This is a genomic window from Sphingomonas sp. JC676 (assembly GCF_014489075.1).
Classification (GTDB): domain Bacteria; phylum Pseudomonadota; class Alphaproteobacteria; order Sphingomonadales; family Sphingomonadaceae; genus Sphingomonas.
The window spans coordinates 89,998-104,126 of the sequence record NZ_JACTGR010000003.1; the positions used below are offsets into that span (position 1 = coordinate 89,998).

Genomic DNA, 14,129 nt, shown 5'->3' on the forward strand with positions numbered 1-14,129 from the left:
AATGCATCGCCGCACGCTTCTCCGTTGACCCGAATCATTTCGCGGTGCAGCAATCGCGGCCATGGCTAGCCGTGCGATCGCGAACAACCCGGACATCCGCTTCCTTGGACGCCTGCTTGGCGACGTGATCCGCGCCTATGGCGGCGAAGAGCTGTTCAAGCGCATCGAATATATTCGCGCGACCTCTGTCGATCGCCATCGCGGTGTCGCCGGTGCCGGCGCGATCGATCGCGGGCTCGATCGGTTGACGCTCGACGAGACGATCGATTTCGTCCGCGGCTTCATGCTCTTCTCGATGCTCGCCAACCTCGCCGAGGATCGGCAGGGCGTCGAGACCGAGAAGGACGCCGATGTCGTCAGCGCGCTGGAGCGGCTGAAGGTCGAGGGCATCGGCCATGACGCGGTGATGGCGCTGCTTGATCATGCCTTGGTCGTGCCGGTGCTCACAGCCCATCCCACCGAGGTCCGCCGCAAGTCGATGATCGACCACAAGAACCGGATCGCCGAGCTGATGCAGCTCAAGGATCTAGGGCTGAGCGAGACCGAGGATGGCGACAGGGTCGAAGAGGCGATCCTGCGCCAGATCGCCCTGCTCTGGCAGACCCGCGTGCTGCGCCGCGAGAAACTCGGCGTCGCCGACGAAGTCGAGACCGCGCTTTCCTATCTGCGCGACGTGTTCCTGCCCGTGTTGCCCGCACTCTATGCCCGCTGGGATCGTGCATTGGGCGAACGCATACCTTCCTTCCTTCGCGCCGGGAGCTGGATCGGCGGCGACCGCGACGGCAACCCCTTCGTCAACGCCGAATCGATGCGGCTGGCGCTGGCGCGCTCGGCCGAGGCGGTGCTCGGCTATTATCTCGACGCGGTGCATGCGCTTGGTGCCGAGCTTTCGATCTCGACCGAGCATGTCTCGGTCAGCGACGCCGTGCTCAAGCTCGCCGAGGCGAGCCACGACACCGGCCGCAGCCGCGAGGACGAGCCCTATCGGCGCGCGCTCTCGGGCATCTATGCCCGGCTCTCGGCCACCCACGAGCATCTGACCGGCAAGCCGCCCGCCCGCCCCGCCCCGATCTCGGGCACGCATTATGCCAATCCCGGCGAATTCCGCGAGGAACTGGTGGCGATCGCGCGCGGCCTGATCGCCGAGGGGCCTGGTCCGCTGGCCAGCGGCGGCGCGCTCGGCAGGCTGATCCGCGCGGTCGAGACCTTCGGCTTCCACCTTGCCACGCTCGACATGCGCCAGAACAGCGCTGTCCATGAGCGCGTCGTCGCCGAGCTGCTCAAGGCAGCGGGCGTCGCCGAGGACTATGCGTTACTGGACGAAGATGCGCGCGTCGCACTGCTGCGCACCGAACTCGCCAGCCCGCGGCTGCTCACGAGCCCCTATGCCGAATATTCGGAGGAGACCGCCTCGGAGTTGGCGATCGTCCGCGCCGCCGCCGATGCGCATGCCAAATATGGCTGCCAGTGCATCACCCATTATATCGTCTCGATGGCACAGTCCGTGTCGGACCTGCTCGAGGTCCATGTGCTGCTCAAGGAAGCCGGGCTCTATACGCCGGGCGAGACGCCGAGCGCCGGGATCATGGCGATCCCTTTGTTCGAGACGATCGCCGATCTAGAAGCCGCGCCGCCGATCATGGAAACCTGGCTCGGCCTTCCTGAAGTCGCCGCGATCGCCAAGGCGCGCGGCCACCAGGAAGTGATGATCGGCTATTCCGACTCCAACAAGGACGGCGGCTATCTTACCTCGACCTGGCAGCTGTCGCGCGGCTCAACCGCGCTCAAGCCGGTGTTCGAAAGGGCCAATATCGGCATGCAGCTGTTCCACGGCCGCGGTGGCGCGGTGGGACGCGGTGGCGGATCGTCCTTCGCGGCGATCCTCGCCCAGCCGCGCGGCACCGTGCAGGGCCGCATCCGCATCACCGAACAAGGCGAAGTGATCGCAGCGAAATACGGCACGCGCGAGAGCGCGATGACCAATCTCGAGGCCATGGCTTCCGCCACTTTGCTTGCCAGCCTCGAGCCCGAAAAGCTCGCCGATGCGGACGCCGCACGCTTCGCTGCTGCGATGGACCAGCTCTCCGACACGGCATTCAAGGCTTATCGCGGGCTGGTCTATGAGACCGAGGGCTTCACCACCTTCTTCCGCGAGGCGACGCCGATCGCCGAGATCGCCGGGCTCAAGATCGGCTCGCGCCCGGCCTCCCGCAAGAAATCAGACGCGATCGAGGATTTGCGCGCGATCCCCTGGGTGTTCAGCTGGGCGCAGGCGCGCATCATGCTCCCCGGCTGGTACGGCGTCGGCGCCGCGATCGAGGCGTTCGAGGACAAGGGGCTGCTGCGCGAGATGGCGAGCGCCTGGCCGCTCTTCGCCTCGACACTGGCGAACATGGAGCAGGTGCTCGCCAAGTCCGACATGGGCATCGCCGAACATTATGCCGCGCTGGTCGAGGACCAAAAGCTGCGCGACACCGTGTTCGGGCGCATCCGCGACGGCTGGCAGCAGACCCATGACGGGCTGCTCCAGGTCACGCGCCAGACGCGGCTGCTGGAAAGGCACCCGACGCTGGAAACCTCGATCCTGCTCCGCCTGCCCTATATCGAGCCGCTCAACCTGCTTCAGATCGAGCTGATGAAGCGCCACCGCGCCGGCGAGGAGGATCCCCGGATCGGCGAGGGCATCCTGCTCTCGATCAACGCGATCGCGACGGCGCTGCGCAACAGCGGCTGATCCTTTCCAGGTTCAGATCGGGCGGATATTCATCCTGCGCTGCAGATCCATCAATCTAGCGTGATATGCGGGCAAGCAGTCGGGCTCGATCGTCGCGTCGAGCCTCTCGGCCATCGCATTGGCACGCTCCACTTCTCCACGGCGGATCAACCCGCGCTCGATGAAGAGGAGAGCAATGTCGAGCGCCTCGACGACATATTGATTGTCCGGACGCTGCGCATCGCGATTGCCGGCGATCCAATGAAGGCGCTCGATCATCATTTCGGCCAGGCCCTGGTCGGGGCCGATCAACCAGTCCAGCGCGTTCGCGAAATTGGCGCGCGCCGGGGACCCGTCGGCCATCCGGCTCGTGACCCGCGCGAATGCCTCTTCCACCTCGTCCACGCTCGCCTTAGGCGCAGCGGACATCAGCAGCGCCGCGCCGCCCGAAAAATAGGCGGTCGAATAGGAGGTACCGTAGCGGTCGGTGCGTTCTGCGGGCGTGGTCGAGGCGAAAGCCTCGCGATCCTTCGATCCCAGCACCGCGCCGACGGTGATGGCTTTCTCAGCTATGCCGGGACATTCGATCGAGTTGGCGTGCGGGCCGGTGTTTCCCGCCGCGGCGACCGGAGCAATACCGGCATCGCGCGCATCGTTGACCGCCCGGCACAGCGCGCAACGCGCGCCGGGCCGGCAGCCCCATAGCCGCCCTCGCGGGATGGCGAAGCTCATGTTGATCACACGCATCGCCGGATAGCGCGCGATGCTCTCGCGAACCGCGCGCGCCGCCGCATCGCGGACATGGGCATTGTAGCGCAGCGCAGTGTTGCTGGCAGGGAAGATGCTGAGCCCGACAATCCGTGCTTCGGGCGCAACGAGGCGGATGTTACGGGCGATGCTGGTTCCGTGCGTGTCGGGACCAGCCGGCACCGCCGGCTCGCGCTCCACGAATTCGAGACAGGACTCGACCCATCCCTCCAGCTCGGGATGCGTGGGATCCAGGCTGGTGTCGATCACCCCGATGGTGATGCCCGCGCCCCTGGCGCCGCGCTCCCAGCAGCGGGATATGCCCTGCTTCCGATCGAAATCGTCGGGCAGGGCCGGCACGCGGCTCAGGCCTTGGTGAGTTTCTGGAGCGTCGAGTCCCACGCGTAGCCGGCGAGCATTGCCGCCTGGGCAGTCTCCACCTGCTTGCCAAGCGCGAACATGATGATGATCGCCGTCATGGCAGAGGCAATCCCGAGCAGCAGGTAAGGCTTTATAATCGTCCAGAGCTTCTTGCTATCGTCGCGCAGACCCGCAGGTCCGGCCGGGGCGGGAAACGCAGCGCGGACTGCGACCCAGATGACGGGCAGAAGTACGCTGATGACGATCCCGGCAACGCACCAGAAGTAAAGTTCCCAGTTCATATCCACCCCCTCGAAACATCGACGGTATAGTCTAAAAGTGATCGTTCCGCGAGCGGTTACCTGCGCCCTGACTGCCCGCTATACCAATTTCGATGCGCCGATGACCTTGTTGATCAGAGCAAAGGATGACGGCGGGTCCGAACTTTGCAGTCTCGACGGCGAGACCGCCGAAAGAAAAAGGCCGGGCATCGAGCCCGACCTTTTCCGAATTCGTCCAGATCGGCCCTTCCCCGCGGGAAAGGGTTGCGCGCCTCAACGCCCGACCATCGTCTCGGGGCGCACCAGGCGGTCGAAGGTGGGCTCGTCGACCAGGCCGAGCGCCAGGCCCGATTCCTTGAGCGTCAGGCCCTTCTCATGCGCGTTCTTGGCGATCTTGGCGGCGGCGTCATAGCCGATCTCGGGCGCCAGCGCGGTCACCAGCATTAGCGAGCGGTCGACCAGCTCCTTGATGCGGCCCTCATTGGCCTTCATCCCGTCGACCGTCCGCTCGGCAAAGCTCGTCATGCCGGTCGACATCAATTCTATCGAGCGCAGCAGGTTCGAGCCGATCAGCGGCTTGAACACGTTCAATTCCAGATGCCCCTGCAGACCGCCGACGGTGACCGCGACATGATTACCGATCACCTGGCCGGCGACCATCGTCAGCATCTCGCACTGGGTCGGGTTGACCTTGCCCGGCATGATCGAGCTCCCCGGCTCGTTGGCCGGAAGCTCGAGCTCGCCCAGGCCCGAACGCGGACCCGAGCCCAGCAGGCGGATGTCGTTGGCGATCTTGGTAAGCGACACGGCGAGCGTGTTGCACGTGCCCGACAGGTTCACCAGCTGGTCTTTGGTCCCAAGCGATTCGAACTTGTTCGGCGCGGTGACGAAGGGCAGCCCGGTGATCTTGGCGATCTCAGCGGCGACGTCCTCGGCATAGCCCGGAGGCGAATTGAGCCCCGTGCCCACCGCGGTGCCGCCCAGCGCCAGCTTGAAGATATCGAGCTCGAGCACGCTGGCGAAGCGCGCCTTGGCCGAGGTCAGCATCGCCGCATAGCCGGAGAACTCCTGGCCGAGCGTCAACGGCGTCGCGTCCTGAAGATGGGTGCGGCCGATCTTGACGATGCGGTCCCAGTCCTTCGCCTTCTTGTCGAGCGCGCCATGCAGGCGCTCGAGCGCCGGATAGAGCTTCATCGTCACTGCACGCGCCGCGGCGATGTGCAGCGCGGTCGGAAACGAGTCGTTCGACGATTGCGCCATGTTTGCATGGTCGTTGGGGTGGACGGGCGACTTGCCGCCGCGCTTGCCGGTCAGGATCTCATTGGCGCCGCCCGCGATCACCTCGTTGACGTTCATGTTGGTCTGGGTGCCGCTGCCGGTCTGCCAGATCACCAGCGGGAACTGGTCGTCGAGCTTGCCGTCGATGATCTCCTGGGTGACCGTCTCGATCACCTCGGCGATCTTGGGATCGAGCCCGTGCTTGACGTTCACCCGCGCCGCGGCCTGCTTCACGATCGCCTGCGCATGGATGATGCCGATCGGCATGCGCTCCTGCGGGCCGAACGGGAAATTCTCGATCGAACGCTGGGTCTGCGCGCCCCAATAGGCGTCGCCGGGAACTTCGATGGCGCCGATCGAATCGGTTTCGGTGCGGGTAGTCACGGTCACATTGCCTCCATGCGCGCCGGGCCTGCCCGGCTCGCTGGGGCGATTGTCACTTCTTCCGCTTGAAGTCCACCGAGACGACGTTCGATCCATCGTCGACCGGCTTCACCACGCTGACGGCGCCGTCATTTTCGGCTTCTTCGTGCGGCTCGGGGCCGTCCGGGCCTTCCTGCGCCTGGAAGCGCAATTCGAAATTGACCGCCGGATCGTGGAAGCCGGTGATCGCCGAGAAGGGGATGTTGAGGATTGCCGGCACCTGGTTGAAGCTCAGGCCGACCGAGAATTTCTCGCCGTCCACCTTCAGGTCCCAGAATCGGTGCTGGAGCACGATTGTCATCTCGTCCGGGAAGCGCTCGATCAGCCGCTGCGGGATGTCGACTCCGGGGGCGTGGGTCTTGAAGGTGATGTAGAAATGATGCGCGCCGGGCAGCGCCTGAGTCGCCGCGACCGAGCCCAGCACCCGGCCGACGACGGCGCGCAGGGCTTCCTGGACGATCTCGTCATAGGGAATCAGGCTGTCGGGCACGGTACCAGTCATTCTTGTTGGACTAGCGCATGCCGAGCGCGGGTCAAGATTGCATGGACGGCAACCATCGCTATGTGGGTTGCCGATGCGCATCGCCACCATCAACCGCAAGACGAGCGAGACCTCGATCCATGTTACCGTCAACCTGGACGGCACGGGCGAATACACTGTTTCCACCGGCATCGGCTTTTTCGATCACATGCTCGAGCAGCTCAGCCGCCATTCGCTGATCGACCTCGACGTGAAGACGGTGGGCGACCTCCATATCGACCAGCATCACACCGTGGAGGACACGGGACTCGCGATCGGCGAGGCAGTGGCCAAGGCGCTGGGCGAGAAGAAGGGCATCCGCCGCTATGCCGACGCGCTCTCGCCGATGGACGAGACGCTGACCCGCGTCGCGATCGACATTTCGGGCCGCCCCTTCCTCGTCTTCAAGACCCAGTTCAGCCAAAAGCGTCTCGGCGAGATGGACACCGAAATGTTCGAGCACTGGTTCCATTCGTTCGCCCAGGCCGCCGGCATCACCCTCCACGTCGAGACCCTCTACGGCGTCAACAATCATCACATCGCCGAGAGCGCGTTCAAGGGCCTCGCCCGGGCGCTGCGTGAGGCGATCGAGATCGATCCGCGCAAGGCGGATGCCATTCCGTCCACCAAAGGCGTGCTCTGATGATCCTCGTCCTGCTGACCTACAAGCTGAGCCCCGAGGCGATCGCGGAGCTGCGCGCTGGCCATCGCGCCTGGCTAGCCGAAGGCGTCGCGGCAGGGCGACTGCTCGCCGCCGGACGCAAGGTGCCGGTGACGGGCGGGATGTTCATGGCGCGCGGAACGCTCGAGGAGGTCAGGGCATGGGTCACGAGCGACCCTTTCTCCGTGGCGGGCGCCGCCGATTATGAATTCGTCGAGATCGAAGTGACGATGACCGCGCCGGGGCTGGAGTCCCTGTCCCAGTGAGCGTCGCGCTGATCGATTACGGCGCGGGCAATCTCCATTCGGTCCACAACGCGCTGAAGGCGGCAGGCGCGGTGGACATCCTCGTTACCGCCGACCCCGAGACTGTGGCGCGGGCCGATCGCATCGTCCTGCCCGGCGTCGGCGCGTTCGGCGCCTGCGCGGCGGGGCTGCGCGGCATCCATGGCATGGTCGAAGCGCTGGAGGCGCGCGTGCTCCGCGAAGCCGCACCGTTTCTCGGCGTGTGCGTCGGTATGCAATTGATGGCGATTACCGGCGAGGAGCTCGGCAGCCATGCCGGCCTCGGCTGGATCCCGGGCACCGTGCGCCACCTCGCGCCTTCGGCACAGGTCCGCGTGCCGCATATGGGCTGGAACGACGTGATTCCCGTCGCCGATCACCCGCTGATCGAGGCGGGCGAAGCCTATTTCCTCCACAGCTTTGCCTTCGAGGGCGAGAGCGTGCTCGCCACCACCGAACATGGCGGGCCGGTCACCGCCGCGATCGGCCGCGACAATATGGCCGGCGTCCAGTTCCACCCCGAAAAGAGCCAGCGCTACGGCATTGCGCTGCTGGAGAGGTTCCTCAAATGGCGGCCCTGATCGTCTTCCCCGCCATCGACCTCAAGTCCGGCCAGGTCGTCCGCCTCGCCGAGGGCGATATGGACCGTGCCACCATCTACGGCGACAACCCCGCCCAGCAGGCGGAGATATTCGCGCAGGACGGCGCCGAATGGCTCCATGTCGTCGATCTCGACGGCGCGTTCGCGGGCGAATCGGTAAATGGCGCCGCGGTCGCCGCGATCCTCGAGCGCTTCCACGGCAAGGTCCAGCTGGGCGGCGGGATCCGCCACCGCGACTCGATCGAGCGCTGGCTCGATCTTGGCGTCGAGCGCGTCGTGATCGGTACCGCCGCGCTGGAGAATCCGGAGCTGGTCCGCGAGGCCGCTCGCGACAATCCTGGGCGCATCGTGGTGGCGGTCGACGCCCGCGACGGGCTGGTCGCGACGCGCGGATGGGCGGAGGTGTCCGATGTCGCCGTGGTCGATCTCGCCCGCCGCTTCGAGGATGCCGGCGTCGCCGCCTTGCTGTTCACCGATGTCGGCCGCGACGGGCTGCTCAAGGGCTGCAATGTCGAGGCGACCGTCGCGCTCGCCCGCGCCGTCGCGATCCCCGTGATCGCCAGCGGCGGCGTCACCGACATCGCCGACATCCACGCACTCGCCGCGCATGTCGAGGACGGCGTCGAGGGCGTCATCACCGGCCGCGCGCTCTATGACGGGCGGCTCGATCTGGGCTGGGCGATCCAGGTGGCCAAGGGATGACCGTCCGCGCGCGCGTCATCCCCTGCCTCGACGTCGCCAATGGCCGCGTCGTCAAGGGTGTCAATTTCGTCGACCTGATCGATGCCGGCGATCCCGTCGAGCAGGCGCGTGCCTATGATGCGGCGGGTGCCGACGAACTCTGCTTCCTCGACATCACCGCCAGCCACGAAGCGCGCGGCACGATGATCCATGTCGTCCGCCGCACCGCCGAGGTCTGCTTCATGCCGCTCACCGTCGGCGGCGGCGTCCGCACCGTCGAGGATGCGCGGGCGCTGCTGCTCGCCGGGGCGGACAAGGTCGCGGTCAACAGTGCCGCGGTGTCGCGGCCCGAAGTGGTCGCCGAGATCGCCGATCGCATGGGTAGCCAATGCGTCGTCGCCTCGATCGATGCGCGCCGGGTCGGCGACTACTGGGAAGTCTTCACCCATGGCGGCCGCAACGCCACCGGGATCGACGCGGTCGAACACGCCCTTCGCCTCGCCAGATTGGGCGCCGGCGAGCTGCTCGTCACCTCGATGGACCGCGACGGCACCCGCGACGGCTATGACCTGGCGCTGATCCGCGCCATCGCCGATCAGGTGACGGTGCCGGTGGTCGCCTCGGGCGGCGTCGGCAATCTCGGCCATCTGGTCGAAGGCATTCGTGACGGCCACGCCTCTGCCGTGCTCGCCGCCTCGATCTTCCATTTCGGCGAGGCGAGCATCGCCGACGCGCATGCGGCGCTGGCCGCGGCGGGTATCCCGGTCCGCTCTTAAGCCCTCACCCGCAAGCGGGAGAGGGAGTTTAATCCTTCCCCAACCCCCACCCCGCTACACCGCCCCCATGATCCGCATCGCCCTCGCCCTCCTGATCGCCACCCCGGCCTTCGCCGCCGATGAGCCGCCGCATACCGGCGTCGCCGGCAGCCGTTCGATGCCCGAATTCTCGGACCTGGCGCTGGCCGCGGTCGCCGCGGGCGGCATCTGGTTCGTGCGCAGCCGGATGCGCGCGCGCTTCCGGCGCCGGTCCGAGGATTGACAGGCGCGGCGGGCTCCCGCAGCCCGCGCACATGGCCGACTCCCTCGACGCGCTCGAACAGACGATCCGCGAACGCCGCACCGGCGATCCGGCAACCTCCTATGTCGCCAAGCTGACCGCGCGCGGCCGCGCCAAGATCGCGCAGAAATTGGGCGAGGAAGCCGTCGAGACCGTCATCGCGGCGATGGCCGACGACAAGGCCGCGCTCACCGGCGAGGCCGCCGATCTGGTCTTCCACCTCATGATCCTGCTCGCCGATGCCGGCCTTAGCCTCGACCACGTTCGCGCCGAGCTGGCACGGCGCGAGGGGGTTTCGGGGCTGGAGGAAAAGGCTGGCCGCGCTTCCTCCTGATCGTCATCCCGGCGAAAACCGGGACCAGCGTTTCTCTGCGGTTCCGCTCGTGACTCCTGGACCCCGGCTTTCGCCGGGGTGACGGAATGGTATGGGAGAGCCGAAAGGAGACCCAGCGTGCCCATCGACGCCACCAAGCCCTATGACGACCAGAACATCTTTGCGAAGATCCTGCGCGGCGAGATCCCGTCGAAGCAGGTCTATGAGGACGCGTTCGCGCTCGCCTTCCACGACATCAACCCCCAGGCGCCGCTGCACATCCTGGTGATCCCCAAGGGCGCCTATGTCTCGTGGGACGATTTCTCGGCACGCGGATCGGACGCGGAGATCGCCGGGTTCGTCCGCGCCGTTGGGCATGTCGCGCGCGAGGCAGGGCTGGTGGCGCCGGGATATCGGCTGCTTGCCAATACCGGCCTGGATTCGCACCAGGAGATCCCGCATCTCCACGTCCATATCTTCGCCGGCAAGCCGCTCGGGCCGATGCTGGCGCGATAGGGCGCGGCGCCGCGCCGCTCTGCCAGTATCAGTTTGCCTTGAGCGTGAAGCGCTGCAGCCGTCGGCCCGGCACCTCGGCCACGTAGAGATTGCCGTGACTGTCGGTGGCCATGAGATGCGGGCCGAGAAACTGGCCCGGCGCGTCTCCCTTGCCGCCGATCTCGCCGATCGCCTTCAAGGAACGGCGATCGAAGATGAGGACCTTCGAGTTTCCGAAGTCGGCCACATAGAGGAACCGCTGCGCGGCATCCGCCGAGAAGGCCATGCCGGACGCGGTCTGCGCCGACGCTTCGTTCCGGTCGATGAACACCTGTCGCAGATAGCGGCCGCCGCGCGTGAAGACCTGGACGCGCTGATTGTTCCTGTCCGAGACATAGACCAGCCCGTCGCGGGACAGCTCGACGCCGTGCACGCCGTTGAAGCCGGCCGGTCCGTTGCCCGTCTCCGGCGTGAAGGCCCTGCCGGGCTCGCGCGTCGGCGGCGCCGGCAAGGAGGGCGGCACTGCCCCGAAAGCGCTCCACATGCGCTTGAACTTGCCGGTCTCGCTGTCGAAAACAATGACCCGGCGGTTGCCATAGCCGTCGGCGACATAGACTTCGTGGTGCCCCAGATCGACGAAGACATCGGCGGGCGCCGAAAGGTTTTCGACGTCATCGTCGCCGCGCGTACCGCCCGGACGCCCGATTTGGCGCAGGAAGCGGCCCGCCGAATCGAATGTCAGGAGCATGTCGTCGGCCGTTTTCGGGTCGGATCGCCCATTGCCGGTGATCCACACCCGGCCGAGGGCATCGACGGCGAGACTATGCTCGTTGGCGGGCCAGTCAAACCCCGGCCCGGGCCCGCCGAACCCGCGAAGATAGACCCCGTGCCGGTCGAATATCATGATCGGCGGCGCGGCCTGCTGGCCCGGACCCGGCTTCGCGGTCCGGGGCCGTTGCAGAACCCATAATTGGTCGTGCTTGTCGACATCGACCGCTGCAACTTCGCCGAAGACCAGGTCGGCCGGCATTTTCAGCCACTGGGTTTCCACGGTGAATTGTGGCGCGCGAACAGCAGCGTGCGGAGGGGCCGCCCCCAGGGAAAGCGTGATCGCCACCAAAAAGCAAAGGCGTCCAAGCATCGATCAAAACCCTCCCCATGCCGCCCGATGGCCGGCCCTGTCCTTGTCGTCGCTGAGCCCTTCAGCGGGCCGCGACGCCGAATTCAATCTTCAGGCCATTCCGCGTCACGGACAAGGCAGCATGGCAGACTAAATCCGCCGGTTCACCCGGTGGAAGTGGCCGGCAGCGAACGGCACGTCGCTTGACGCCGCGGTCAACGCCCGCGATCATCCTGGACAGCGGAAGCAATAGCCGTTCCGGGGGGAGCACCGTGTCGATTGGCCGGATTCGTTACGTCGCGCTTAGTGCGCTGCTGCTACTGCTTGCCGCGGCTGGGTCGCCGGCAGGCGCGGCGCCGAAAGCGCCTTGCGGGACCGGTCTTGTCGCCGGCGTGGCAGGCTGCGTGGAGTGGATGCTGAAGCTCTCTGAATATCGGGACCTGATCGCCCGTGCGCGGAAGGGCGACAACGATGCCGCGGTGAAACTCGCACAGTTTGAAGATACTCGCGACGACCGGACCGCGGAGGGCGGACGACGGTGGTGGCTGCTCGCCGCCGAACGTGGCGAATGCCAGGCGCTGCGCACCATGCGCGATGACGAGTCGCGTAGGGGCAGGCGCGCCGCCGCCGCCAAATGGCGAACGCGCATCCGCTGGAACAGTTGTGCGCCGTCGGTGCAGGGAGAACGCTGGCTGGGATTCTAACCCGCCCGCCGCTTGCAATGTAGGATTTCGCCTGCTTGGCTCGGCCGGTTACCGGCCGCTCTTTGAATCCTTCGAGCCTCGCATTCCCAACGCGCAATAATATTACGAGATGCGGCGCGTTATCGCGAACTTCGTCAATTTTCGCGCGCGCTCCGGCCGCACAGTGGCGTGAACTTCGTGACCTTTGATCCGCCGTTCGCCGCGCCGCGCGCAGCAAAGGGATTGCGCGCCCCTGATTTGGGGCTAGGCTCGCGCCTTTCATCATTGGTGCGGCGCAACGACGCCGTGAAGGGGATAACCTAAATGATATTCGGGCGCATAAAGCCACTCGATGCCATTCTGGCGACAGCCGAAAAGAAATCGCTCCACCGCTCACTCGGCCCGATCCAGCTGACCCTGCTCGGCGTCGGCGCGATCATCGGCACCGGCATCTTCGTGCTCACCGCCGAAGCCGCGCAAAAGGCTGGCCCGGGCATGATGATCAGCTTCATCATCGCCGGCTTCGTCTGCGCGGTGGCCGCACTCTGCTATTCGGAGCTCGCATCGATGGTGCCGGTTTCCGGCTCCGCCTACACCTATACCTATGCCGTGATGGGCGAGCTGCTCGCCTGGATGGTCGGCTGGGCGCTGGTCCTTGAATATGCCGTCGCGGCCTCCGCGGTCTCGGTCGGCTGGTCGGGTTATATCGTGGGATTGCTGCGGGACACGATCGGGCTCAACATCCCGGCCGCGTTCGCCAACGGCCCCTATGCCGGCGGCATCGTCAACCTGCCCGCCGCCTTGATCGCGATGCTGGTCACCTGGCTGCTGATGATCGGCACCACCGAGAGCGCCCGCGTCAACGCGGTGCTCGTCGCGATCAAGATCGCCGCGCTCTCGCTGTTCTGCCTGATCACGCTTCCGCTCATCAAGGGCGGCAACTTCACGCCGTTCACGCCGAATGGCTGGGGCATCATCGGCGTCGGCGGCGCCGCCGCGTCGATCTTCTTCGCTTATGTCGGCTTCGATGCGGTCTCGACCGCAGCCGAGGAAACCAAGAACCCGCAGCGCAACGTTCCGATCGGCCTGATCGGATCGCTCGCCATCTGCACCATCTTCTACCTGCTCGTCGCCGCCGGCGCGATCGGCATGATCGGCGCGACGCCGGTCACCGGTCTCAACGGCGAGGTCCTTTCGCCCGGCTCGTCCGAGCTCGCCGCGCGCTGCGCCGATATCGTCAATGGCGGCGCCACGCTGCCGCTCGCCTGCTCGAAAGAGGCGCTCGCGCACGTTCTCAAGGTCGGCGGCTATGACTGGGCCGGCTATTTTATGGGCCTCGCGGCCGGTCTGGCGCTGCCCTCGGTCATCCTGATGATGCTGTTCGGCCAGACCCGCATCTTCTTCGTGATGGCGCGCGACGGTCTGCTGCCGGAGAAGCTGGCATCGATCCACCCCAAGTGGAAGACCCCGCATATCGTCACCTTCATCACCGGCGTGTTCGTCGCGATCGCCGCGGCGTTCCTGCCGGTCGGCAAGCTCGCCGACGTCTCCAACTCGGGTACGCTGTTCGCCTTCCTGATGGTGGCGGTCGCGGTGCTGATCCTGCGCCGTACCGATCCGGATCGCCGCCGCCCGTTCCGGACGCCGTTCGTCTATATCGTCGCGCCGCTGGCGATCGTCGGCTGTATCGGCCTGTATCTGCTGCTGCCGTTCGACGCGAAGATGGTGCTGCCGATCTGGGGCGGCATCGGCCTGGTGATCTATTTCGCCTATGGCTATCGCAAGAGCCATGTCGGCCGCGGCCTCGTCGATGTGTCCGAGCCCGAGGCCTATGAGGATCTCGAACCCAAGGTGCCGGGAACGCACTGAGGGTCGAGCTCAAAAAAAGGGGCCGGGAGAGCGATCTCCCGGCC

Annotated in this window: 16 protein-coding genes; 11 read left to right on the forward strand and 5 right to left on the reverse strand. The window is 66.2% G+C overall.

What is annotated here, in order from left to right:
- Positions 1 to 61: 61 nt before the first annotated feature.
- Positions 62 to 2,734 (forward strand): phosphoenolpyruvate carboxylase, encoded by a 2,673-nt coding sequence (gene ppc, locus IAG41_RS11060; RefSeq protein ID WP_187728708.1) that lies wholly within the window; start codon positions 62 to 64, stop codon positions 2,732 to 2,734.
- Positions 2,735 to 2,746: 12 nt separating this feature from the next.
- Here ppc and IAG41_RS11065 read toward each other — a convergent pair whose 3' ends face one another.
- The 4 genes from IAG41_RS11065 to IAG41_RS11080 all read right to left on the reverse strand — a co-directional run bounded on the left by IAG41_RS11065 (position 2,747) and on the right by IAG41_RS11080 (position 6,304).
- Positions 2,747 to 3,820, reverse strand: coding sequence for a S8 family peptidase (locus IAG41_RS11065; RefSeq protein WP_187728709.1), 1,074 nt, complete (start codon positions 3,818 to 3,820; stop codon positions 2,747 to 2,749).
- A 5-nt stretch (positions 3,821 to 3,825) separates the two neighbouring features.
- On the reverse strand, positions 3,826 to 4,122 hold the full coding sequence (locus IAG41_RS11070; protein WP_187728710.1) for a hypothetical protein: 297 nt from the start codon (positions 4,120 to 4,122) through the stop codon (positions 3,826 to 3,828).
- A 252-nt stretch (positions 4,123 to 4,374) separates the two neighbouring features.
- Positions 4,375 to 5,763, reverse strand: coding sequence for a class II fumarate hydratase (gene fumC, locus IAG41_RS11075; RefSeq protein ID WP_316251151.1), 1,389 nt, complete (start codon positions 5,761 to 5,763; stop codon positions 4,375 to 4,377).
- A 52-nt stretch (positions 5,764 to 5,815) separates the two neighbouring features.
- Positions 5,816 to 6,304, reverse strand: a complete 489-nt coding sequence (locus IAG41_RS11080; RefSeq protein WP_187728712.1) for an SspB family protein — start codon at positions 6,302 to 6,304, stop codon at positions 5,816 to 5,818.
- 73 nt (positions 6,305 to 6,377) lie between these two features.
- Between IAG41_RS11080 and hisB the strand changes: the two genes are divergently transcribed.
- The 8 genes from hisB to IAG41_RS11120 all read left to right on the forward strand — a co-directional run bounded on the left by hisB (position 6,378) and on the right by IAG41_RS11120 (position 10,434).
- Positions 6,378 to 6,965 (forward strand): imidazoleglycerol-phosphate dehydratase HisB, encoded by a 588-nt coding sequence (gene hisB / locus IAG41_RS11085; protein ID WP_187728713.1) that lies wholly within the window; start codon positions 6,378 to 6,380, stop codon positions 6,963 to 6,965.
- Positions 6,965 to 7,249, forward strand: coding sequence for a YciI family protein (locus tag IAG41_RS11090; RefSeq protein ID WP_187728714.1), 285 nt, complete (start codon positions 6,965 to 6,967; stop codon positions 7,247 to 7,249). Before hisB ends, IAG41_RS11090 begins: the two co-directional genes overlap by 1 nt.
- Positions 7,246 to 7,848 carry an imidazole glycerol phosphate synthase subunit HisH gene (gene hisH, locus IAG41_RS11095; RefSeq protein WP_187728715.1) on the forward strand — a complete coding sequence of 201 codons (603 nt, stop codon included), beginning with the start codon at positions 7,246 to 7,248 and terminating at the stop codon, positions 7,846 to 7,848. Before IAG41_RS11090 ends, hisH begins: the two co-directional genes overlap by 4 nt.
- The gene (hisA, locus tag IAG41_RS11100) at positions 7,836 to 8,570 is read left to right on the forward strand and encodes a 1-(5-phosphoribosyl)-5-[(5-phosphoribosylamino)methylideneamino]imidazole-4-carboxamide isomerase (RefSeq protein WP_187728716.1); all 735 of its coding nucleotides are present in this window, start codon (positions 7,836 to 7,838) and stop codon (positions 8,568 to 8,570) included. The genes hisH and hisA overlap by 13 nt, the downstream gene beginning before the upstream one ends.
- Positions 8,567 to 9,325: an imidazole glycerol phosphate synthase subunit HisF gene (hisF, locus tag IAG41_RS11105; RefSeq protein ID WP_187728717.1), complete on the forward strand. Its 759-nt coding sequence runs from the start codon at positions 8,567 to 8,569 to the stop codon at positions 9,323 to 9,325. Before hisA ends, hisF begins: the two co-directional genes overlap by 4 nt.
- A 67-nt stretch (positions 9,326 to 9,392) precedes the next feature.
- Entirely contained in the window at positions 9,393 to 9,587 is a 195-nt protein-coding gene (locus tag IAG41_RS11110; RefSeq protein WP_222950657.1) for a hypothetical protein, read from the forward strand.
- A gap of 31 nt (positions 9,588 to 9,618) precedes the next feature.
- Entirely contained in the window at positions 9,619 to 9,939 is a 321-nt protein-coding gene (locus IAG41_RS11115) for a phosphoribosyl-ATP diphosphatase (RefSeq protein WP_187728718.1), read from the forward strand.
- A gap of 117 nt (positions 9,940 to 10,056) precedes the next feature.
- The gene (locus IAG41_RS11120; RefSeq protein ID WP_187728719.1) at positions 10,057 to 10,434 is read left to right on the forward strand and encodes a histidine triad nucleotide-binding protein; all 378 of its coding nucleotides are present in this window, start codon (positions 10,057 to 10,059) and stop codon (positions 10,432 to 10,434) included.
- A gap of 28 nt (positions 10,435 to 10,462) precedes the next feature.
- Here IAG41_RS11120 and IAG41_RS23470 read toward each other — a convergent pair whose 3' ends face one another.
- Positions 10,463 to 11,530 (reverse strand): hypothetical protein, encoded by a 1,068-nt coding sequence (locus IAG41_RS23470; RefSeq protein WP_187728720.1) that lies wholly within the window; start codon positions 11,528 to 11,530, stop codon positions 10,463 to 10,465.
- 416 nt (positions 11,531 to 11,946) lie between these two features.
- On the opposite strand from IAG41_RS23470, the gene IAG41_RS11130 reads away from it, so the two are divergent.
- Positions 11,947 to 12,237 carry a hypothetical protein gene (locus tag IAG41_RS11130; protein ID WP_187728721.1) on the forward strand — a complete coding sequence of 97 codons (291 nt, stop codon included), beginning with the start codon at positions 11,947 to 11,949 and terminating at the stop codon, positions 12,235 to 12,237.
- A 303-nt stretch (positions 12,238 to 12,540) separates the two neighbouring features.
- Positions 12,541 to 14,085 (forward strand): amino acid permease, encoded by a 1,545-nt coding sequence (locus IAG41_RS11135; protein ID WP_187728722.1) that lies wholly within the window; start codon positions 12,541 to 12,543, stop codon positions 14,083 to 14,085.
- Positions 14,086 to 14,129 lie beyond the last annotated feature (44 nt).

Bases quoted from the DNA above. Each gene is read 5' to 3' on its own strand.
- ppc (WP_187728708.1), top strand. From the start codon at position 62: ATGGCTAGCCGTGCGATCGCGAACAACCCGGACATCCGCTTCCTTGGA.
- IAG41_RS11070 (WP_187728710.1), bottom strand. From the start codon at position 4,122: ATGAACTGGGAACTTTACTTCTGGTGCGTTGCCGGGATCGTCATCAGC.
- IAG41_RS11080 (WP_187728712.1), bottom strand. From the start codon at position 6,304: ATGACTGGTACCGTGCCCGACAGCCTGATTCCCTATGACGAGATCGTC.
- hisB (WP_187728713.1), top strand. From the start codon at position 6,378: ATGCGCATCGCCACCATCAACCGCAAGACGAGCGAGACCTCGATCCAT.
- IAG41_RS11090 (WP_187728714.1), top strand. From the start codon at position 6,965: ATGATCCTCGTCCTGCTGACCTACAAGCTGAGCCCCGAGGCGATCGCG.
- hisA (WP_187728716.1), top strand. From the start codon at position 7,836: ATGGCGGCCCTGATCGTCTTCCCCGCCATCGACCTCAAGTCCGGCCAG.
- hisF (WP_187728717.1), top strand. From the start codon at position 8,567: ATGACCGTCCGCGCGCGCGTCATCCCCTGCCTCGACGTCGCCAATGGC.
- IAG41_RS11110 (WP_222950657.1), top strand. From the start codon at position 9,393: ATGATCCGCATCGCCCTCGCCCTCCTGATCGCCACCCCGGCCTTCGCC.
- IAG41_RS11115 (WP_187728718.1), top strand. From the start codon at position 9,619: ATGGCCGACTCCCTCGACGCGCTCGAACAGACGATCCGCGAACGCCGC.
- IAG41_RS11130 (WP_187728721.1), top strand. From the start codon at position 11,947: ATGCTGAAGCTCTCTGAATATCGGGACCTGATCGCCCGTGCGCGGAAG.
- IAG41_RS11135 (WP_187728722.1), top strand. From the start codon at position 12,541: ATGATATTCGGGCGCATAAAGCCACTCGATGCCATTCTGGCGACAGCC.